The sequence below is a fragment of the Bacillus mycoides genome, from assembly GCF_000832605.1.
GTDB classification, from domain to species: Bacteria; Bacillota; Bacilli; order Bacillales; family Bacillaceae_G; genus Bacillus_A; species Bacillus_A mycoides.
On sequence record NZ_CP009692.1, the window covers coordinates 699,572 to 721,466 of the forward strand.

19 protein-coding genes are annotated in these 21,895 nt (G+C 33.7%); all 19 read left to right on the forward strand.

The annotated features are described in order from the left end of the window. Positions 1-43 precede the first annotated feature (43 nt). The 19 genes from spoIID to BG05_RS05520 all read left to right on the forward strand — a co-directional run bounded on the left by spoIID (position 44) and on the right by BG05_RS05520 (position 21,812). The gene (gene spoIID / locus BG05_RS05430; protein WP_002184544.1) at positions 44-1,063 is read left to right on the forward strand and encodes a stage II sporulation protein D; all 1,020 of its coding nucleotides are present in this window, start codon (positions 44-46) and stop codon (positions 1,061-1,063) included. A gap of 377 nt (positions 1,064-1,440) precedes the next feature. Then, positions 1,441-2,448, forward strand: a complete 1,008-nt coding sequence (locus tag BG05_RS05435) for a LytTR family transcriptional regulator DNA-binding domain-containing protein (RefSeq protein WP_002184547.1) — start codon at positions 1,441-1,443, stop codon at positions 2,446-2,448. 179 nt (positions 2,449-2,627) lie between these two features. Beyond that, positions 2,628-3,470 (forward strand): ABC transporter ATP-binding protein, encoded by an 843-nt coding sequence (locus BG05_RS05440; protein ID WP_002184548.1) that lies wholly within the window; start codon positions 2,628-2,630, stop codon positions 3,468-3,470. After that, on the forward strand, positions 3,470-4,177 hold the full coding sequence (locus tag BG05_RS05445; RefSeq protein ID WP_016127629.1) for an ABC transporter permease: 708 nt from the start codon (positions 3,470-3,472) through the stop codon (positions 4,175-4,177). The genes BG05_RS05440 and BG05_RS05445 overlap by 1 nt, the downstream gene beginning before the upstream one ends. A 160-nt stretch (positions 4,178-4,337) precedes the next feature. Next, the gene (locus BG05_RS05450; protein WP_003192544.1) at positions 4,338-5,261 is read left to right on the forward strand and encodes a stage II sporulation protein SpoIIQ; all 924 of its coding nucleotides are present in this window, start codon (positions 4,338-4,340) and stop codon (positions 5,259-5,261) included. A 141-nt stretch (positions 5,262-5,402) separates the two neighbouring features. Beyond that, positions 5,403-5,537: a hypothetical protein gene (locus tag BG05_RS05455; protein ID WP_002016211.1), complete on the forward strand. Its 135-nt coding sequence runs from the start codon at positions 5,403-5,405 to the stop codon at positions 5,535-5,537. Between the two features lie 309 nt (positions 5,538-5,846). Next, complete coding sequence (gene spoIIID / locus BG05_RS05460; protein WP_002089714.1) at positions 5,847-6,119, forward strand: sporulation transcriptional regulator SpoIIID; 273 nt, start codon at positions 5,847-5,849, stop codon at positions 6,117-6,119. Positions 6,120-6,280: 161 nt separating this feature from the next. After that, on the forward strand, positions 6,281-7,282 hold the full coding sequence (gene mreB, locus BG05_RS05465; protein WP_002184551.1) for a rod shape-determining protein: 1,002 nt from the start codon (positions 6,281-6,283) through the stop codon (positions 7,280-7,282). Positions 7,283-7,630: 348 nt separating this feature from the next. Then, positions 7,631-8,026, forward strand: a complete 396-nt coding sequence (tagD, locus tag BG05_RS05470) for a glycerol-3-phosphate cytidylyltransferase (protein ID WP_002184553.1) — start codon at positions 7,631-7,633, stop codon at positions 8,024-8,026. A gap of 5 nt (positions 8,027-8,031) precedes the next feature. After that, the gene (locus BG05_RS05475; protein ID WP_139211977.1) at positions 8,032-9,198 is read left to right on the forward strand and encodes a CDP-glycerol glycerophosphotransferase family protein; all 1,167 of its coding nucleotides are present in this window, start codon (positions 8,032-8,034) and stop codon (positions 9,196-9,198) included. 131 nt (positions 9,199-9,329) lie between these two features. Continuing rightward, positions 9,330-11,834 carry a glycosyltransferase gene (locus tag BG05_RS05480; protein WP_003192551.1) on the forward strand — a complete coding sequence of 835 codons (2,505 nt, stop codon included), beginning with the start codon at positions 9,330-9,332 and terminating at the stop codon, positions 11,832-11,834. Between the two features lie 124 nt (positions 11,835-11,958). Further along, on the forward strand, positions 11,959-12,966 hold the full coding sequence (locus BG05_RS05485; protein WP_002184556.1) for an NAD(P)H-dependent glycerol-3-phosphate dehydrogenase: 1,008 nt from the start codon (positions 11,959-11,961) through the stop codon (positions 12,964-12,966). Positions 12,967-13,012: 46 nt separating this feature from the next. Next, complete coding sequence (locus BG05_RS05490) at positions 13,013-14,209, forward strand: CDP-glycerol glycerophosphotransferase family protein (protein WP_002184557.1); 1,197 nt, start codon at positions 13,013-13,015, stop codon at positions 14,207-14,209. Between the two features lie 5 nt (positions 14,210-14,214). Then, positions 14,215-15,018, forward strand: coding sequence for an ABC transporter permease (locus BG05_RS05495; RefSeq protein ID WP_033734334.1), 804 nt, complete (start codon positions 14,215-14,217; stop codon positions 15,016-15,018). Positions 15,019-15,033: 15 nt separating this feature from the next. Beyond that, positions 15,034-16,707, forward strand: coding sequence for a teichoic acids export ABC transporter ATP-binding subunit TagH (tagH, locus tag BG05_RS05500; RefSeq protein ID WP_002184559.1), 1,674 nt, complete (start codon positions 15,034-15,036; stop codon positions 16,705-16,707). A 61-nt stretch (positions 16,708-16,768) separates the two neighbouring features. Continuing rightward, positions 16,769-17,650: a UTP--glucose-1-phosphate uridylyltransferase GalU gene (gene galU, locus BG05_RS05505; protein WP_002184560.1), complete on the forward strand. Its 882-nt coding sequence runs from the start codon at positions 16,769-16,771 to the stop codon at positions 17,648-17,650. A gap of 558 nt (positions 17,651-18,208) precedes the next feature. Further along, entirely contained in the window at positions 18,209-18,907 is a 699-nt protein-coding gene (locus BG05_RS05510) for a YveK family protein (RefSeq protein ID WP_002184561.1), read from the forward strand. Continuing rightward, the gene (locus BG05_RS05515; RefSeq protein WP_002184562.1) at positions 18,897-19,556 is read left to right on the forward strand and encodes a CpsD/CapB family tyrosine-protein kinase; all 660 of its coding nucleotides are present in this window, start codon (positions 18,897-18,899) and stop codon (positions 19,554-19,556) included. Before BG05_RS05510 ends, BG05_RS05515 begins: the two co-directional genes overlap by 11 nt. Before the next feature lie 441 nt (positions 19,557-19,997). After that, positions 19,998-21,812, forward strand: a complete 1,815-nt coding sequence (locus BG05_RS05520) for a polysaccharide biosynthesis protein (RefSeq protein WP_002184563.1) — start codon at positions 19,998-20,000, stop codon at positions 21,810-21,812. The last annotated feature ends 83 nt before the right edge of the window (positions 21,813-21,895 follow it).

The following is a 21,895-nucleotide window of genomic DNA, read 5'->3' on the forward strand; positions in this document are numbered from 1 at the left end:
CCATAAGAATGAAAGGAATCCAACTTTATATTGGGGGAATAGGATGAAATTTTCAAAGCCGCTTTTCATTACAGTAGCGCTCTTAATAGCGCTCGTTATCATTGTACCTGCTGCTCTTGTTATTCCGTTTGCGAAAGCAAAAGTAGGGGAAGAAGCAGCTTCTAAAACTCCTCCAGCGATAGAAAGTATACCAGCTCCAGGGAAAGTGGATACAGCGGTTCAAGTTGCTGTATACCGTGATCAGCAGAAGAAGGTAGAAACATTACCTATGGAGGAGTATGTGGCCGGTGTAGTAGCTTCTGAGATGAATGCCAGCTTTGAAATAGAGGCGCTAAAGGCGCAGGCATTAGCAGCAAGAACATTTGTAGTGCAGCGTATGCTAAGCGGAGGTAAGAAAAACAATGCGGACGTGACAGATACAGTGAAAGATCAAGTGTACAAAAGCAAAGAGGAATTGAAGAAACAATGGGGTAATAACTACGAAAATAATTTAAAGAAAATTGAGGAAGCCGTTTCGAAAACCGCAGGACAAGTTTTAACGTATGATGGAAAACCAATTTCAGCATCCTTCTTCTCAACGAGTAACGGACGAACAGAAAATGCAGCTGATTATTGGGGAAATGATTATCCATACTTAAAGAGTGTAGATAGTCCGTGGGATCAAGCCTCTCCAAAATTTACGAGTGAGCAAAAATTCACAGTATCTGATTTTCAAAAACGTCTCGGTGTGAAAGTACTAGCAAACGGAAAGGTTGGTAATATTAAAGACCTTACGGAAGGAAAGCGAGTAAAGGATGTAGAGTTCCAAGGGAAAACATTAACAGGAAAACAAGTTCGTGAAAAGTTAGATTTACGCTCCTCAGACTTTACGTGGAAACAAGAAGGGGATAACATCACCGTTACGACGAAAGGATTCGGTCACGGCGTCGGTATGAGCCAGTACGGTGCGAATGGCATGGCAGTGGAAGGTAAGAAATATACAGATATCGTCGCTCATTATTATAAAGGCGTTGAAATAAAGACGATGAATGATTATGAAGGAAAGTTAATGGTGAAAAAATAGAACGCAAAAGAGACCGTCTCAAAAGGTGTTTTGGGACGGTCTTTTCATATTTATAAGTTGCTACTATTGTCGAATCGCTGATAAAACTCGAGTTGTGGTCGATATATTCGAAAAATCACCGATAAAATTTTATCCCGCTATTTGTGGGAGTAGGGCTGCCCGTAAAAGCTCGATTGGTGAAGGCTAATAATCAGTGGGGGATGAACAAAACCCCCACTGATTAAAGTTTCACTTTATTTGCCATCATGCGACATGAAAAAAGAGCTACTCTCATCGATTTTGGGACAGGTCCTTATTTGTTATGGTACTTCATGAAATATCATAATTTTCCATTAAATGTTTGATATAATTAGGGAAAAACATTTGGAGGAGACAGAATGGCGTTATTGGAGTTGAAACAATTAGGGAAGACGAACCAGTTGCCGGCAATTGAACTGGAGGTTGAAAAAGGGCAATGTGTTGTTTTGCAGTGCAATAATCATACAGCTAAAGTGTTGCATCGCATTATTATCGGAGAAGAAGAGGCTTCTTTGGGCAGTGTGCTATTTGAAGGTGAATCGATTGGAAAGAAGATGTATTCACGCATCGGCTTTTGTTTTTTGAAAGATGAAGCATATGACCGTTTAAAGGTGAAGGAGTACTTCAAGTTTTTATTAGGGCTTTATGAATCACATATGAGTATAGAAGAAGTTGTACAATATGTCGGTCTCCTAGATAAGTTAAACGCTAAAATAGAAAAATTGTCATTTTCAGAGAAACGCCGTCTTCATATCGGGCGGATTATGATTCACAATCCGGATTTAGTTATTTTAGAAGAGCCAGAGCAAAATGTAGATACAGAGAGTACGATTATTATTCGAAAAGCGATTATGAAAATGAAAGAGCAAGGAAAGGCAATCTTTATTACGTCCTCCTTTTTATCGGATGCCCTTTCGTTGACAGAAGATGTATACATATTAAACAATGATGGTGTGAAAAAGATAGAAATAGAGCAAGAAGAAGTTGAAGAAGTAGATGAAGAAAAAGTAGTTCAAATGATTCCGCAAATGAAACTGGAAAGAATACCAGCGAAAGTGAACGATAAAATCATTTTACTGGATCCGATGGAGATCCATTTCATTGAAACACAAAATGGAGTGACACATATTCATGTGCGCGAAGGTGACTTCGTATGCGCATTAACATTAAGTGAACTAGAAACGAGATTAACAGGATTCGGATTCTTTAGATGTCATCGCTCGTACCTCGTTAATTTACAAAGAGTACGAGAAGTCATTACGTGGACACGTAATAGTTTTAGTTTAATTTTGGATGACGAAAGAAAAAGTTCAATCCCGCTTTCGAAAGGACGAATGGATGAATTAAAAGGTGTAATTGGACTATAAAAATGCTCCAATAAGCTCAAAATAGGATTCATTCACCGGTAAAAATACTCCTTTTACCGGTATTTTACTGCGTAACCCCTTTGTTTTTCATATGATTGAGTCAAGAAAAGCGAAACAAACAAACGAAAAGCGCTAAAGCGACTTTCATCTATAAAAAGAAAAACAAAGGGGATGACGAAATGACATTGGCAATTGAAATGAAAGATGTAATGAAAAGTTTCGATGGAAAAACGGCCCTTCGAAATGTAAATATTGAGGTGAAGCAAGGAGAAATCTTCGGATTTCTTGGACCGAGCGGATCTGGGAAAACGACAACAGTGAAAATTTTAACTTCTCAATTGCTTCATAGCGTTGGAACAGTACGAGTATTAGGTAAAGACATTACAGGGCCAAGCAGCATCGATTACAAACGAATCGGTATTTTAACAGACAATAGCGGCTTATATGACAGACTTAGCATTTATGATAACTTACTATTATTTTGTGACTTATACGATTGTAAAAAAGAACGAATTGATGAAGTGTTAGCACAAGTGAACTTATTGGATGATAAAAAAACACAAGTGAAAAAGTTATCAAAAGGAATGAAGCAGCGCGTCATACTAGCGAGAGCAATTCTTCATAAACCAGATATCCTCTTCTTAGATGAACCAACATCTGCACTTGATCCAGTAAACGTACAAAACATTCATAAAATCTTAAAAGACTTAAATAAAGAAGGAACAACGATTTTCTTAACAACGCACAACATGGACGAAGCAGAAACGCTTTGTAACCGCATTGCCTTTCTATGTGGAGGAGAAATAGTAGCTCTTGATACACCAGAAAACCTTCGCTTGCAATACGCGAAAGATCAAATACAAGTTGTGTTAACAGATAAGAAGAAAGAAATTGTGAAAAAAGATGAATTAGGGGCAAAACGCATTTCAGAATGGATGAAAAAAGGCGAATTACTATCTATTCATTCACACGAGCCAACATTAGGCGATATCTTTATTGAAGTTACTGGGAGGGGACTATAATGACATTTTCAATGAGACGATTTTCAGCAATTTTTCGGAAAGAGGTACAGGATTTTAAAACGAATTCACAAACTTTAATTATGTTGGTAATGCCACTTGTCTTTTCGGTATTATTTAGTCGCTCAGATAATATGAGAGAAGTTGGAGCAAGTACGTTAACTGCGATGGCGTTAGTTATGGTCGGAGGCTTTGTACAGGCGATGCTCATCGCTGAAGAAAAGGAAAAAAATACGCTTCGTGTTCTTATGCTATCACCAGCATCATCTATTGAAGTATTAATTGGTAAAAGTTCATTAACGGGTATGATTACAGTAGCGACCTGTTTTATTAATCTACTTATTTTAGGTAAATTAGAAGGTAATATTGCATTATTATTACTCATCTTTGTTCTTGGAATGCTAATATTTAACCTCATTGGTACTTGTATTGGATTATTAGCTCAAAATGTACCGCAAACATCAACAATTGGATTACCAATATTAATGACATTCCTTTTCGGTGATTTAATTGGAATGTTTGTGAAGAATGAAGTCGTTACAAAAATAGTCGATTATTTGCCAACTCGTCATATCGGTCTTGCAGTTAGCAGTGTTATAAAAGGTGGAGGTTTTAGTGCAATTACTAGTAATTTATTGAACATAACAATTTGGTTAGTTGCAGTACTTGTTATTACACTCTTCATTTATAGAAAGAAACAAATGGACTAAAAACTGAGCTCAAACGCTCAGTTTTTTCTTTTTTCATCATTTCCTCGGAAATTCTGCAATTCTTATACATATTTTTACAGATTTTGTCGAAAAGTAATTAGTTATAGGTTGTATAGGATGAGTGAATATTGTTCAAAATGATTGCTGAGGTGATGATGGAATGCGAGGAAGAAATAGTAAAAAGTCGCGAAAAGTAGTACATTTATTTCAAAAAAGATGGGTGTTTCCGGCACTATACATTGCTTGTGCAGCGGTAATCTTAATGGTTGCGCTATGGTTCCAGGGAGCTAATCCAAAGAAAGCTCCGAACCAAGATCAAGCAACACCGTATACACAAACGGAAGATCCAGCAGTACCGGTAACAAAATCTTCAGAAGTAATGAAAATGCCAGCTGCAGCAAATGCAGAAGTAGTAGTACAGAAGAAATTCTATGAAGATGCAGCATCAGAGGCGGAACAAGAAAAAGCACTTGTCTTTTATAACAACACATATTCCCCGAATAAAGGAATCGACATTGCTGCGAAAAACGGAAAAGAATTTGATGTTACAGCTGCTTTAAGTGGTACAGTAACGAAAGCTGAAAAAGATTCACTTCTTGGTTATGTTGTAACAGTAGATAGTGGAAATGGTGTAGCGGCATATTATCAAAGTTTAGGCAGTGTGAAAGTAGAAAAAGGTGCAAGAGTCGCGCAAGGTGAAGTGTTAGGAAAATCAGGTCTAAATGCAATGAATAAAGAGGTAGGCTCTTACGTTCACTTTGAAGTACGTAAAGACAATGTGGCTGTGAACCCTGAGCGTTACTTAAATAAATCAGTAGCAGAAATTAAAGCTGATGCGGGTGCTGCAAAGGCGACAAATGCTTCTGGTAAAAAAACTGATGACAAATCTCAAAAAGAAGAAAAGTCAACAAGCACGAAACCAGAAAGTAAAACAGAAGATAAGTCTCAAAAAGAAGAGAAGTCAACAAGCGGCTCGAAGAGTGATAAAGAGACGAATGGCAAACAAGATGAGAAATCTCAAAAAGAAGAAAAATCAACGAATGGTTCTACAGAATCATCTAACGGTTCTTCTTCACAAGAATAATAAAGTAAAAAAATCAGTTCTCATTAGGAGAGTTGATTTTTTTATTTTTATATAAAAATAATCAATTTCGAGAAAAAAGTTGCAATAACAAGGAAAAATGACGAGATTCTCGAATATATATTACAAAAGGGAGGGGATACTGTGTCATTTTTATCTGTTCTGTCGATTGCTATCATTTTATTGTTTGTTTTATTCGCTTTATATTATTATATTGCCGGTAAGAAAGAAGTTCCCCACCATCAGTTGTTAGAAGAAGAGTATGAAAGAGAAGAGTGACACCTTTTATAAAGAGGTGTCACTTTTTTTCGCCATAATTGTCATTGTTAACGTATTTCTCACAAAAAAACGTAATTTTTCTTAACTTAGTCCGCAAAAATAGTGAACATGTAGCATATATCAGTAGTGCGGGCAATACAATGGTATAAACCAATGCAAAGAGAGTGTTTGAGGTGAGAAATCGTGAATCATTTCATTATAAATCCAAGAATGTTTAACGCTTACAAACAGCACTCACATTTACTTCATAGTCGTATGCAGCGAGTCTCATTTCACACTTCTCACATCCAATTTAGGGAGGCGAGTGGTGTGCACGATTACATCAAAGAGAGAACTATCAAGATTGGCAAGTATATCGTGGAGACAAGAAAGACAGTGCGTGTAATCGCAAAGGAGTTTGGGGTATCAAAGAGTACAGTCCATAAAGATTTAACAGAACGTTTGCCAGAAATTAATCCAGAGCTCGCAAATGAAGTGAAAGAAATTCTTGATTATCATAAGTCTATTCGTCATTTAAGAGGGGGAGAAGCAACAAAGCAGAAGTATAGAAAAGAAGATACTGAAAACCCTGTGCGCCAATAAATCTAAAATAGCAAACATTCCTTGCAAATTCGGTAATATTTTTCAGAAGAATTCTTTTTGCGAATATTACGTTTCTGTTAAATTTATGATAAAATCAGGAATTAGGTGTAAAAGAATTCGGGTGTAACCTGATTTTGAATATCGAGGAGGAAATGACGGGAATGTTTGCGCGAGATATCGGAATTGACCTAGGTACGGCTAACGTATTAATTCATGTTAAAGGTAAGGGTATTGTATTAAATGAGCCATCTGTTGTGGCAATTGATCGTAATAGTGGAAAAGTATTAGCAGTAGGTGAAGAAGCAAGAAGTATGGTGGGACGTACACCTGGTAATATTGTAGCAATTCGTCCGCTTAAAGATGGTGTAATCGCAGATTTCGAAATTACAGAAGCAATGTTAAAGTATTTCATTAACAAATTGGACGTGAAGAGCTTCTTTTCAAAACCTCGCATTTTAATTTGCTGTCCAACAAATATCACATCTGTAGAACAAAAAGCAATTCGTGAGGCTGCTGAACGTTCAGGTGGTAAAACAGTATTTTTAGAAGAAGAACCAAAAGTATCCGCAGTTGGTGCTGGTATGGAAATCTTCCAGCCAAGCGGAAACATGGTTGTTGATATTGGTGGAGGTACAACAGATATTGCCGTACTTTCTATGGGTGATATTGTTACCTCTTCCTCTATCAAAATGGCTGGCGATAAGTTTGATATGGAGATCTTAAACTACGTTAAACGTAAGTATAAGCTATTGATTGGAGAACGTACTTCAGAAAATATTAAAATTAAAGTTGGTACAGTATTCCCAGGTGCACGTAGTGAAGAGCTTGAAATTCGCGGACGTGACATGGTAACTGGTTTACCACGTACAATTACAGTATGCTCTGAAGAAATTACAGAAGCACTAAAAGAAAACGCGGCTATCATTGTACAAGCTGCAAAAGGCGTACTAGAGCGTACACCACCAGAACTATCTGCGGACATTATTGACCGTGGTGTTATTCTAACAGGCGGTGGAGCTTTATTACACGGTATCGACATGCTTCTAGCAGAAGAGTTAAAATTACCAGTATTAATTGCTGAAAACCCAATGCAATGTGTTGCGGTTGGTACAGGTATTATGTTAGAGAACATTGATAAATTACCACGTCGTGCGTTGCGATAAGGTTTGAATGATTTAAAAAGTGCGAAGGAAATATTTCCTTCGCACTTTTTTTTGTAAATAAAAGAAAGTAAGAGGAGGTTTGTAATACCAGATAAGAAGGCGCCTTCTTAAACAGGATATGACAATAGTTGTTAGGTTATTGTCATAGTTTGTAAATGAAAATTATGTTATAATCATTCGTGTGAATTTCGTGTGAACTTAATGTAAAATCTATGTAAATTTGTTTTGCATTTACATAGGGGAATTTGAGTCCTTCTTATCGTACATAGGTGCAAGGGACACTCTAATTTGAATATATTTCTAAAGTGAATAATTATAAAATAAGAACATTTCACAGGGGGCGCGATTATGAAAAAGGTTATTACATATGGGACTTTCGATTTATTGCACTGGGGACATATTAACTTATTGAAGAGAGCGAAAGATTTGGGCGATTATTTAATTGTTGCTGTTTCTTCAGATGAATTTAACAAATTAAAAAATAAAAAGTCTTATCACAGCTATGAGAATCGTAAAATGATTCTAGAAGCAGTTCGTTATGTGGATGAGGTGATTCCTGAGCATAATTGGGAGCAGAAAGTAAAAGACGTTGTTAATCATGACGTAGATACATTTGTTATGGGTGATGATTGGGAAGGGGAATTTGACGAATTAAGTGAATACTGTGAAGTCGTCTATTTAACACGTACAGCTGGAATTTCAACAACAAAAATTAAAAAGGAACTAGTGCAAGTTGCTAGATAAAATAAATGATTAGAGAAATAATGGTAGAAATCTATCTCATCTTAGTTGCAATTTTACATAGTATGATGAAAGTGTTTCCAATTAAAAAGAAAGTAACTTTTATTATGTCTTATGGTGAGAATTTATTTTTTATTTATGAGGAAATGCAACGCCAAGGTATAAATTGTGAGGTGGTTTTTTTATATAAATCTACATGTAAATATGAAGTGGACAACTACTCGAATGTGAAATCTTATAAATTTGAAACAAGGAATATATTCCACACTATTAAATCTGTCTATCATTTATCTACTTCTCAATATGTCATTGTTGATAATTATTTTGGATCGCTAGCAAAAATTAAATTTAAAAAAGGCGTAGAGTGTATTCAAATATGGCATGCAGCAGGTGCTTTTAAAAAATTCGGATTATTAGCTCCGTCTTTAAAAAAAAGAAGTCTACGAGCTCAAAACAGATTTATGGATGTTTATAAAAACTTCCATAAAATTGTTGTAGGGTCAGAAGCGCTTGCTGACATTTATAAGAAAGCTTTTGCTCTATCGGATAATAATATATTAAAAACAGGTATTCCGAGGACAGATTTGTTTTTTGATGAACAGAGACAAAAGAAAGTTAAAGATAATATTTTTATAGTAAATCCAAAGCTAAAAGATAAAAAGGTTATTTTATATGCGCCAACTTTTAGGGATAAAGAACTAGTAGATTTTGATTTACATCTAGATATCGATGAGATGTATAGGCAATTGAAAGGTGAGTATATTCTCATCATTAAATTACATCCAGCAATACGAAACATATGTAATTATGAGGAAAAGTATGCGGGATTTTTATATGACTATTCCCTTTATCCAAATATAAATGATCTATTTCTAGTGACGGATATATTAGTCACTGATTATTCCTCCATACCATTTGAATTCTGCTTATTAAATAAACCAATGATCTTTTTTGCATACGATTTAAAGAAATATATGAAAAAAAGAGGGACTATTGGTGATTATATATCTGATGTGCCAGGACCAGTTGTTTATACAACTGAGGAGGTGGTACAGGTGATAACAGATGGTAAGTTCAAAATAGATAGTATAAATAATTTTACTTTGAAATGGAATGAGTATTCGATAGGTGATTCAAGTAAGCACTTTGTAAATATGCTTTTTAAAGGGAAATAGTAAGGTAGTCATGCATTTCTATAATAAGGATGTGTTCGAGGAAAAGATAAAAGACTTTTTATAGGAAGTATACTTTATAAATGAATTAAAGAGGGGTTTTAATATTGCAACTCAAGAAAAAGATTAACAGAATGAAAAATCGTATTAATTTTTTATCAGGCCCGCTGAAAAAATATTCGAATGACCAAGGGTTTAAGAGAACTGTTAAGTACACTGATTTTTATGTGAAATTAGACTTGGATGAGAAAGTTATATTATATGAATCTTTCCATGGTAAAGGTATGACAGATAGTCCATACGCAATCTTTAAAAAAATTATTGATAATCCAGAGTATAAGGATTATACACATGTTTGGGCATTAAATGATGGAAATAATTTTTATGCTAAACGTTATGAAAATAAAAAAAATGTTAAGTTCGTTAAAGTTCATAGTGAAGAGTATTTAAAATATTTAACAACAGCGAAATATCTAATTAACAATACTACATTCCCACCTTATTTCCAGAAAAAAGAGGGACAAATCTATGTTAATACATGGCATGGAACACCTATTAAAACATTAGGAAAGGATATGAAGGGCGAAATAGGGCAACATAAAAATATTCAAAGAAATTTTATGCATTGTGACTATATATTAAATCCTAATAAATTTACTGCAGATACCATTGTAAATTCACATGATTTAGAAGGGTTATACAATGGTTATGTTGTCGATGAAGGTTATCCTCGAATTGACCTCACTCTACAAGTAAACCCGGAAGAAGTACAAGAATATTTAAAGGAATTTGTAGAAATTGATGAAACGAAAAAGATAATTTTATATGCACCGACTTGGAGAGGAGGAGTAAATCAGGTAAGTAATATTAAGGATGAGATTAACAATATTGTGAAAAAAATGTATTCTGAAATACCTAGTGATTATCAACTCCTGTTAAAAGTCCATACATTGACATATAAATTTATTAAAGATGATGAAAGCTTACGAGAGATTTGTATACCAGATTGGGTAGATTCCAATGAATTGATGTCAATAGTAGATGTTTTAGTAACAGATTACTCTAGTATATTCTTTGATTATATGGTAACAGAAAAACCAATCATTTTCTTAACGTATGATAAGGAAGCGTATGAAGAGCAACGAGGTTTATACGTTCAATTAGAAGATATGCCAGGTCCAATATGCTATACGGTAGACGAAGTTGTTCGTAGTATTGAAAAAATTGAGAGTGTAAAAAATGATTACAGTTTTAAATACCAAGAAATATTAAAAGAATATTGCTATCATGATGATGGAAATGCTACAGCAAGAGCGATTGAGATTATTTTCCGAGGAAAACATACGGAGAATGTATATAAAGTCACAAATGAGAATAAGAAAAATATTCTAATGTACTGTGGTGGGTTTTTGAATAATGGAATTACCACATCAGTTATTAACCTTTTGAATAGTATTGATTACTCAAAATACAATGTGGCAGTTATTGATAAAGGGAAGTATGATCAAATTTCAAGAGATAATTTCAATCAAATTAATTCGAATGTGAAAAGATTTTATCGAGTAGGTAGTTTAAACACCACTTTAAAAGAATCTTATCAAAATAATTATGTTATGAAAATGGGGCTAAAGAATGAAAGAGCTCAGAAGGCGCTACCAAAGCAACTATACAAGCGTGAAATTTCAAGGTTATTTGGTAATGCGGAATTTGATATAGCTATTGACTTTAGTGGATATGTCCCATTTTGGACATTGTTATTTGCGTTTGGAGATTTTAAAAAGAGAAATATCTATCAACATAATGATATGTGGGCAGAATACTCTAAAAAAATTAAAGGTAAATTTAAGCATAGAGCTAATTTAAATATTATTTTTCCGTTGTATAAGGAGTTTGATAAAATAGTAGCTGTTGCAGAACACACAAGAAATTTAAATAGGAAGAATTTGAAGGATTATATTACACTAAAACAAGGTGTGTATGTCCATAATGCCATTGACCCTAATAAAGTACTTAAACAGATTGAAGAAGGCGACATATATAAATATGACGGGAAAGAATATTTATTAAAAGAAAATATTCACGGAAATGGTAAGCTTGAAATTAGAGGAATTGAAATGCCCCAAAAAGAGAACATTAATTTTGTTAATATGGGAAGATTGTCACCTGAAAAAGATCAGAAAAAGCTTATACATGCTTTTGCAAAAGTTACGGAACTCTATGATAATATTAGGCTTTATATTATTGGAGATGGAGTTTTAAAAGAAGAATTAGAGAATTTAGTGAGAGAAAAAAATCTAGAGGACAAAGTGATTTTTACTGGTCAAATGAGTAATCCTTTCTTACTTATTAATCAATGTGACTGTTTTGTTCTCTCGTCTAATCACGAGGGACAACCAATGGTATTGTTAGAGGCTTTAATATTAGGAAAGCCTATTATAGCTACTGATATTGCAGGATCAAGGAGCATTTTGGAAAAAGGCTATGGGGATTTAGTTGAAAATAACATTACTGGTTTAGTAATTGGGATGCAAAAGTTTATATTAAGTAAAACATCTTTTAAAGAATTTGATTTTCAAAAATATAATGGGCATGCTCTTGAAATGTTTTACGATGAAATATGCACTCTTAAAGAGAAGTAGAGCGTAATCAAATTAAAAAATATAATGAAATATGGAAGCTAAGTGAATTATGTTTATATCACTTAGCTTCTTGCATAAATAGTGATATTTTTAACGTTGTTAAGGTGATAAAAGGGGGCTTATTTTGAAAAAAATCACAGTGGTTGGTGCAGGAAGCTGGGGAACAGCACTATCTATGGTTCTAGCGGATAATGGGCATGAAGTGCGAATTTGGGGAAATAAAGCAGAACAAATCCATGAAATTAATGAGAAGCATACAAATGAAACATATTTACCTGGGATTCAGCTTTCTAAAACAATAAAAGGGTATGAATCCTTAGCGGAAGCAATGGATGGGATAGATACGATATTATTAGTTGTCCCAACGAAATCAATTCGTAGTGTAATGCAGCAACTGAAGGACATCGTAAAACAACCGATAACAATTATTCATGCAAGTAAAGGAATTGAACCAGGGTCATTTAAACGTATATCAGAAATGATTGAAGAAGAGATGCCGAAAGAGTTAATAGAAAGTGTTGTTGTTCTTTCAGGACCAAGCCATGCAGAAGAGGTGAGTCTTCGTCATCCTACTACTGTAACCGCTGCATCATATCATTTACAGGCTGCGGAAAAAACACAAAAGCTATTTATGAATACAAATTTCCGTGTTTATACAAATCGAGATGTGATTGGTGTTGAATTGGGCGGGGCACTAAAAAATATTATTGCCCTTGGTGCAGGAATTTCAGATGGTCTTGGTTACGGAGATAACGCAAAGGCAGCTTTAATTTCCAGGGGACTAACTGAAGTTACACGATTAGGGTGTGAGATGGGAGCAAATCCGCTTACCTTTGCAGGATTAACAGGTGTAGGTGATTTAATTGTGACTTGTACAAGTGTTCATAGTCGCAATTGGCGAGCTGGAAATTTACTTGGAAAAGGTCATAATTTAGAAGAAGTATTAGAAAATATGGGTATGGTAGTAGAAGGGGTTCGTACAGCTGAGGCAGCGTATCATTTAGCTGAAAAAATGAATATTGAAATGCCAATTACGAATGCAATATATAATGTTTTGTTTAATGGGAAAAATGCAAAAGAAGAGGTAGACACATTAATGGGAAGAACGGGAAAAGGCGAGGTTTCGCGTTAATGTATCGTAAGTATGAAGCGACTGAATTAGAAGGTGTGTAAACGACATGAGTTTTATAAGAAGAATAAAAAATCACCGTATTGTAAAGAAATTATGTAAGGCAGTATTTCTATTCTGTAGTTGTTTGCCTCCCAAAAAGAAATTAATTTTATTTGAAAGTTATTCTGGAAAACAATATAGCTGTAATCCACGGGCTATATATGAATATATGTTACAAAATAATATGGATTTTGAAATGATATGGAGTGTAAATAAAAACCATACAGTGCAATTTGATAAAGAAAATATCCCATATGTAAAAAGGTTCTCGATTCGTTGGTTTATTTTGTTGGTGCGTTCAAAATATTGGGTTACAAATAGTAGAATGCCCTTATGGTTACCTAAACCAAAACATACGGTATATATCCAAACTTGGCATGGTACGCCATTAAAGAAATTAGCTGGTGATATGAAAGAAGTACATATGCCAGGTACGACAACGGAAAAATATAAGCATAATTTTCATCTTGAAGCACAAAATTGGGATTATCTGCTTTCACCTAATACCTATTCTACAGATATCTTTAGAAGGGCATTTCAATTTCAAAAGGAAGTCGTAGAAGTTGGTTACCCACGTAATGATTTTTTATATCAGAGTAACAATTCTTCAGTAATAGAATCTTTAAAGAAGAATAATAACTTACCGATAGATAAAAAAATTATTTTATATGCACCAACATGGAGAGATGATCAATTTTATAGTAAGGGACGATATAAATTAGATTTACAACTAGATTTGGATCTCTTACAAAGTAAGTTAGGATCGGACTATGTTATTTTATTACGTATGCATTATTTAGTAGCAGAAAAATTTGATTTAGTTAAATATAAAGGGTTTGTTTACGATTTTTCCAAGCATGTTGATATTAACGAACTATATGTAATATCTGATTTGTTAATCACAGATTATTCTTCAGTCTTTTTTGATTATGCAAATTTAAAGCGTCCAATCATTTTCTATACGTATGATATTGATTCTTATCGTGATAAATTAAGGGGATTTTATTTTGATTTGGAAGAAGAAGCCCCTGGACCGATTGTAAAGAATACAAGAGTGGTATTGGAAGAAATAGTAAAGTGTGAAGTAAATGGATTGGGAGAATTTGCAGAGAAATACGATAGTTTCTATAATAAGTATTGTTATTTAGAAGATGGTGGTGCTTCTAAACGAGCTGTAAGGAAAATATTTTTCGGAGAGGCATAGTAAAGATGAACTCAATGATCATGGTATTGAAAGAACAGATAAGCAGTTTATATTTAATTAAACGTTTATCTATTTATCAAGTAAAAAGTACAAATAATAATAATTACTTAGGACTTTTTTGGGAACTTTTGAATCCACTAATACAGATGAGTATTTATTGGTTTGTTTTTGGGTTAGGTATTAGAGGGGGACAAGGTGTTAATGGAGTTCCTTTCGTCTATTGGTTATCTGCAGGATTAGTTGTATGGTTTTTTATAAATCCGGCAATGATGCAAGCTTCTAAGTCAATTTATACAAGGTTAAATATGGTTTCAAAAATGAGCTTCCCGATGAGCGTTATTCCAAGCTTTGTAATCATGTCTAATTTTTATTCACATGTAATCCTTGTAGGAGTTATAACAATTTTATTTTTAGTAACAGGACAAGGAATTTCTATTCATTATATTCAGCTTGTTTATTATATGTTTGCCACTCTTATGCTAGTATGCTCACTGTCTCTAATTACATCCACTTTAGCGACAATTGTTAGAGATACTCAAATGATTGTTCAATCGATTATGAGAATGTTATTTTATTTAACTCCTATAGTATGGACTCCTGAAAGGCTACCATCTATTTTCCAAAAGATTATGCAATTTAATCCTTTTTGCTATATTGTTGATGGATACCGGGCATCTTTATTAGGAACAAATTGGTTCTTCCAAGATATAAATTATGCGCTATATTTTTGGGGATTTGTTTTTATTACTTTTTTAATTGGCTCAGCATTACATGTGAAATTTAGAAAGCACTTTGCAGATTATCTATAATGAGGGTTGTAAAAAATGAATGAATCAGTCAGGTTTCATAATGTAACAAAAAAATACAAAATGCACAGTAAAAATTCAGATAAATTAAAGGATATCATATATCCTGGAGGATTTGGCGAAGACTTTTATGCATTAAGAAATTTAGAGTTTGTAGCTCAAAAAGGTGATGTAATTGGTATTGTTGGGGTAAATGGCTCAGGAAAGTCGACGATGTCTAATTTAATTGCTGGAATTACACCACCTACAAAAGGAAAAATTGATATTAAAGGAAAAGTTACACTTATTGCTATTGCAGCTGGGTTGAACAATCAACTTTCTGGTAGAGAAAATATTGAACTAAAGTGCTTGATGATGGGATTAAGTAAAGAAAAAATTGAGAAGTTGACACCGGAAATTATTGAATTCGCCGATATTGGAAAATTTATTGATATGCCAGTCAAGAAATACTCAAGTGGAATGAAATCCCGTTTAGGGTTTGCTATTTCTGTAAGTATTAATCCAGACGTCCTTGTAATTGATGAAGCACTTTCAGTAGGTGATCAAACATTTACAGATAAATGTTTGAAACGTATGAATGAGTTTAAAGAACAAGGGAAAACTATCTTCTTCGTCAGTCACTCTTTGGGTCAAGTGAAAAAGTTTTGTACAAAGGCTTTATGGTTAGAATATGGAGAAATTAAAGACTATGGTCCAATTCAAGAAATTATGCCGAAATATGAAAACTTCTTAAAAGAGTACAGGGCTATGAGTAGAGAAGAGCAGCAGAAGTTTAAAAAAGAATCAATGGAGAAGCAGGCGGGTAAAAATTTAATAAACAATGAAGATACGAAAAAAGAGGGCACTGCTCAAGTTGTAGATCACCTATCATTATTAGGAAAACAAAGCCCACATCATACAAAAAAGAAAAAGGGACGAAAGTTCTTAAGTGCTATTATTGGTGTTATGTTATTGATGATACTTGTTGGGGTAACTTACTGGCAAAAGGATAGTATTCTATATTCTTTACAGGCGAAAGAGCAGAAGAAAGAACCAGTAAGTAAGGTGGAACGTACTAAAAAAGAGGAGAATCCACTTGCATCTTTAGATGTCCGGTATGTAAACTCTGCAAAAGGTCGTGTTAGGGGTACACCAACTTTAGATGGACAAGTAGTTGGAACGATATCGTTTGGAACTCCATTTGTTGTAAAAGAGCAGCAAAAAGAGATGGGATCAGATATTAATTGGTTAAAATTTACATTAGGGAATGGAGAAGAGGGTTGGATTAGTGAATCCATAGTTAAATCGATTCCGTATAACCAAACAATACCTTATGAAGAATTTTTAGATAAATTAAAACAATTAGATGGAATTACTCCAAATTTAGAAGAGTATCTTACTTTTTTAGGAAAGTCTAAAGAAGAGATAATTAACATAGTAGGTAATTCAAAAAATGAAAAACAATTAGCAGTTGGAACATTAGTTCAATATGAAGATATTGATATAGTATATAATAATCAATTAATTGTTCAGAAGATAAATATTAAAAATATGAAAATATTAAAAGAAAATTTATTTGGAAAATTGGGTGAAGCACAATTGAAGGCTGAAGATAATTCGCTGTTTATTTATCGATCAAATAAATTTGACTTTGACTTTTCTTTAATAGGTTCGATAATTAATGAAATATCAATTTCAGATATTTCAAAGTAATAAAGTTTGTTATTATATTAAATGAGCATTTAGTATTTGGATATTTATAGGAGGTTAACCGTTGAAAACAGTAAAAAAAGCCATTATTCCAGCAGCTGGATTAGGGACTCGCTTCCTACCAGCAACAAAAGCAATGCCAAAAGAAATGTTACCAATTGTTGATAAACCAACAATTCAATATATCGTGGAAGAGGCAATTGCGTCTGGAATTGAAGATATTATTATCGTAACAGGAAAAGGAAAACGTGCAATTGAAGATCATTTCGATCATTCCTTTGAATTAGAACAAAACTTACTATCAAAAGGAAAGTATGAAACTCTTGAAAAAGTACAAGAATCTTCAAAGATCAATATTCATTATATTCGCCAAAAAGAGCCTAAAGGTTTAGGACATGCTGTTTGGTGTGCTCGTAAATTTATTGGAAATGAGCCATTTGCGGTACTACTTGGTGATGATATTGTTCAAGCGGATACGCCGTGCTTACGCCAATTAATGAATCAATATGAGAATACACAATCATCAGTAATTGGTGTTCAAACTGTTCCAGAGAATGAAACGCATCGCTATGGTATTATTGATCCGATAGAGCAAAAGGATCGCAGTTATCAAGTGAGTAAATTTGTTGAAAAACCTGCTAAAGGAACAGCACCATCTAACTTAGCGATTATGGGGCGTTACGTGTTAACTCCAGAAATCTTTATGTTCTTAGAAGATCAACAAACAGGGGCAGGCGGAGAAATTCAGTTAACAGATGCGATTCAGCGTTTAAATGAAATTCAACGTGTATTTGCATATGATTTCGAAGGAAAACGCTATGATGTCGGAGAAAAACTAGGGTTTATTCAAACAACAATTGAAATGGCACTGCAACACGAAGAGTTAAAAAAAGAGCTATTAGATTATATGAAAAAGTTAGTGGAAAGCGCAATGGTTTGTAACTAAGCTTTAACGATACAAAAAAGACTTCATTAGAAATGAAGTCTTTTTTTGTAGAAAAGGATGCTAAAATTTTTATGGATCAGAATCAATATGTTGGGTAAACAGTTAAGGTGAATCTGTTTTTGGAATTAGCTTTTTAATAAGACTTCTTTTTTTCAGTCGTCAAACTTGTAGGATATTGTTTAATTCAGTTTTAAATGGTTTTTATAATATATCAATACATGAATAAATTAATTCATTTGAAATAATTATTTATGAAGTTATTTTTGAATTTATATAAGGATAATTGAATTAAATATACTAAGGTAATTGTTGGGTTTGATGTATAAATTTATATTGACGGGTTCATTATCAAGAACTAAAATGAATATTAAATGAGTATATTAAGATTAAAGAAACAAGGTATGAATTTTCCGAATGGAATGTATACTCGGAAAATTCATTCTACTTACGATTTAGTAAATTATGTTCGATATAATCAAAATTAACTTAGGTTATACGATTTGATTTACCAGCGATTAGCTTTTTTATTAGTTAAATAGACAGTAATGGAGGGGAAACATGGAAAAGGAAATAAACTTAAAAAATTTATTTAATGTTATAAAAAGAAAATTTTGGATTATTGCAGTAATTACGATATTAGCGGCATGTATTGGTGGTATATATAGCATTTTCATGAAAACGCCTTTATATGCGTCTTCTGCAAGAATCCTCATTCCAGCTAATGCTGATGCTATAGCTACACTTAAAGTGATGATAAAGGAACCTATTGTTTTAGAGAAAGTGGCCCAGCAATTAAATTCGCAAAAATCAGCAGATGCATTGAATGGACAGGTTAGTGTTGGAAAGATTGAAGAGTCACAGGTTTTTGTTATTACGGCTGTGGATACTAATCCAGCCCAGGCAGTCAAAATTGCCAATGCTACAGCAAATGTTTATAAAGAAGAAGCCAATGCTATCCTAAATTTTTCGAATGTCCGCATCTTAACAGAAGCAAAAGTAAAAGAGCATCCTTTACCGATAAACTTGAATCATGCAAAAGCGATTGAGATGGCCTTGGCTGCCGGTCTTATACTGAGTATCGGAGTAGTCTTTGTATTGGATTCTCTTGATGAAACAATTAAATCGGAACGTAACATTGAAAAATTATTACCGGTTCCCGTTTTAGGAAGTGTTTCTCAAATGAAGAAAAATAATATAGTAGATAAAACAAGTAAGAGAGAAAGTGTAATAGTGGAGGGGAAAACATTTGATTCATAATAAAAAGCAAAGCCGTATCCTTGATAATAGTCATTTAATTGCTCATATCGCTCCGAAATCGAAGATGGCTGAGGAATATCGAACAATTCGTACTAACCTTCAATTTGCAATTGGCACGGACAAAACAAGGACTATAATTATTACTTCTCCTGGATATGGAGAAGGTAAAACCACCACTGTGGCAAATTTGGCGGTTTCTATGGCTCAGCGAGATGAAAAAGTCTTAGTTGTTGATGCGGATTTGCGAACTCCGGAACTACATGCGATTTTTGGAATGGAAAATAAATCTGGATTAACAAATGTTTTGGAGGGAAAAGCAGCATTAGAAAAAGTGGTAATGCAGACAGAAATCAAAAATGTACATATATTGACAAGTGGTCCCGAAATTAATAATCCAGCTGAGATGCTTAGTTTACCATCTATGCAAAATTTAATTAGCAAAGCAATAGAGCAGTATGACATTATTTTATTTGATTCTCCGCCCCTTCTTGAGGTTATAGATACAAATATACTAGCTAGTCAATGTGATGGGGTATTATTGGTGTTAAGTTGCTATCAAACTGCTAGTGAAGCAGTTGTTGAAGCGAATAGGGCCTTAGATTTAACAAAAGGAAAGCTTGTAGGTGCTATTCTAAATAAAAAAGTATAAGAGATTTATTAGAATTGATTATACATAAAATAATAATACAGCGCTTTCCTAATGGGTGACGTAAGGATGAGAAGCTTTTCATATATTTTATAGTAGAGAATGAAAGACCACCTATAAAAAATTATAGGGTACGGTGATGTCTCCTTACCACTATCAATGGAGACACTCGATCATACTGTGGGTTGAAGAACCTTAGACGTTAGTCGTCAAGAGTGTGGTGTGAGGGAGGGTTGGATGCCCAAACTTATTTGAAGTTCTTGTCTAGAAAGTCTTTCTAAAGGATTTTGTAGATAGGAACTTTGTATTAGTTGGTTATTGATTATTTTCCTTGTCTATATGTTTAGCTAGACATATTCAATATATAAATCTTTTAATTCTAAGATAACAATTATGAGGATTTCCTTTTGTTATATATAAAAAATTTAGAGAGGGGGGCCTATTATGACGTATCGCCAGAGATTATCCTTATTAATTTTAATTGATTCCTTAATCGTATTAACTACGGTTTTCTTTAGTCGCTTCTTAGTAAGTGCTGATTTCAATGTCATAACATTTCCCATCGTAGTGAGTGCAATGACGCTGCTATTTAGCCATCATATTTTTTCTTTTATTTATAAGCTTTATAAAAAAGCATGGGAGTATGCAAGTGTAGGAGAATTGCTAATTATTTTAAAAGCAATCACACTTTCTGTTATCACAACAGCAGTAGTACAACAAATATTGGTTCAAGATATTTATTTCCGTCTTCTTGTTGTAACGTGGATGATTCATATTTTACTGATTGGAGGATCACGTTTTCTATGGCGGATGTTCAGAGATGCTTATATTCAAAAAGGGGAGGACAAAAAAAGAACACTAATTATTGGTGCGGGTTCTGCAGGTACAATGGTTGTAAGGCAACTTTTGAATAGTAATGATACTGAATTACTGCCTGTGGCATTTATAGATGATAATATAAAGAAACAAGGGTTGGATATTCTTGGAATACCGGTAATTGGAGGAATTGACCGTATTGAATTTGCTGTTCAGCAATTAGATATCGATAGCATCATAATAGCAATTCCTTCACTTAGCAAGAAAGCATTAAATATGATTTTTCAAGAATGTTCCAAGACAAAAATAAAAACACAAATTCTTCCAATGCTAGAGGATTTAGTGACTGGAAAAGTTTCAGTGAATGAATTTCGTGATGTCCAAGTAGACGATTTATTAGGACGTGATCCTGTTGAATTGGATATTGAAAGTATTTCAGAATTTATTACTAATAAAATTATTTTAGTAACTGGTGCTGGTGGTTCAATTGGATCTGAAATTTGTCGTCAAATTGCAAAATTCAACCCAAAACAATTGATTTTATTAGGTCATGGTGAAAATAGTATTTATTCTATCGAAATGGAATTGAAAGAGCTATACGGTGACACAGATATTGTCGTTACCACAGAAATTGCTGATGTACAGGATGATCTGAAAATGATGTCAGTAATGAGTCAATATCAGCCTCAAGTTGTTTATCATGCCGCTGCACATAAGCATGTACCATTGATGGAACGTAACCCCGAAGAAGCTATCAAAAACAATTTAATTGGGACAACAAACGTGGCAAAAGCGGCAAGCTGGAATGGGGTCGAGACGTTTGTAATGATTTCTACAGATAAAGCTGTGAATCCGACAAGTGTAATGGGAGCAACAAAAAGGCTTGCTGAAATGGTAATTCAAAACTTGGACAAAACAAGTAATACAAAGTTTGTGGCTGTAAGATTTGGTAATGTATTAGGAAGCCGCGGTAGTGTTATACCGTTGTTTAAAAAACAAATTAAGCAGGGTGGTCCAGTTACGGTTACACATCCAGATATGATTCGTTACTTTATGACAATTCCAGAGGCGTCCAAGCTTGTAATACAGGCTGGTGCATTAGCTAAAGGTGGAGAAATATTTGTGTTAGATATGGGAGATCCTGTGAAAATAGTAGATCTTGCGAAAAATTTAATTACATTATCAGGAAATTCGCTAGAAGAAATACAAATAGAGTTCACTGGAATAAGACCTGGAGAGAAGCTCTTTGAAGAACTATTGAAAAAAGAAGAAATACATGAACAACAAATTCATCCTAAAATTTATATAGGTAAAACATCGAACCTTTGTATAAACGAAATTGAAGCAGTTCTCCAAACTTATAAGAATCTCGAGAAGACGGAATTAAGAAAACGTGTATTGACATTGGCAAATAGTCATATAACTCCACGAAATATGATATAAATATGGATTTTGATCTGCATATATATGCTTAGACTTATGTTTTACTATGTAGAGAAATGAGAATGAAGTATGCACAGGTGGTT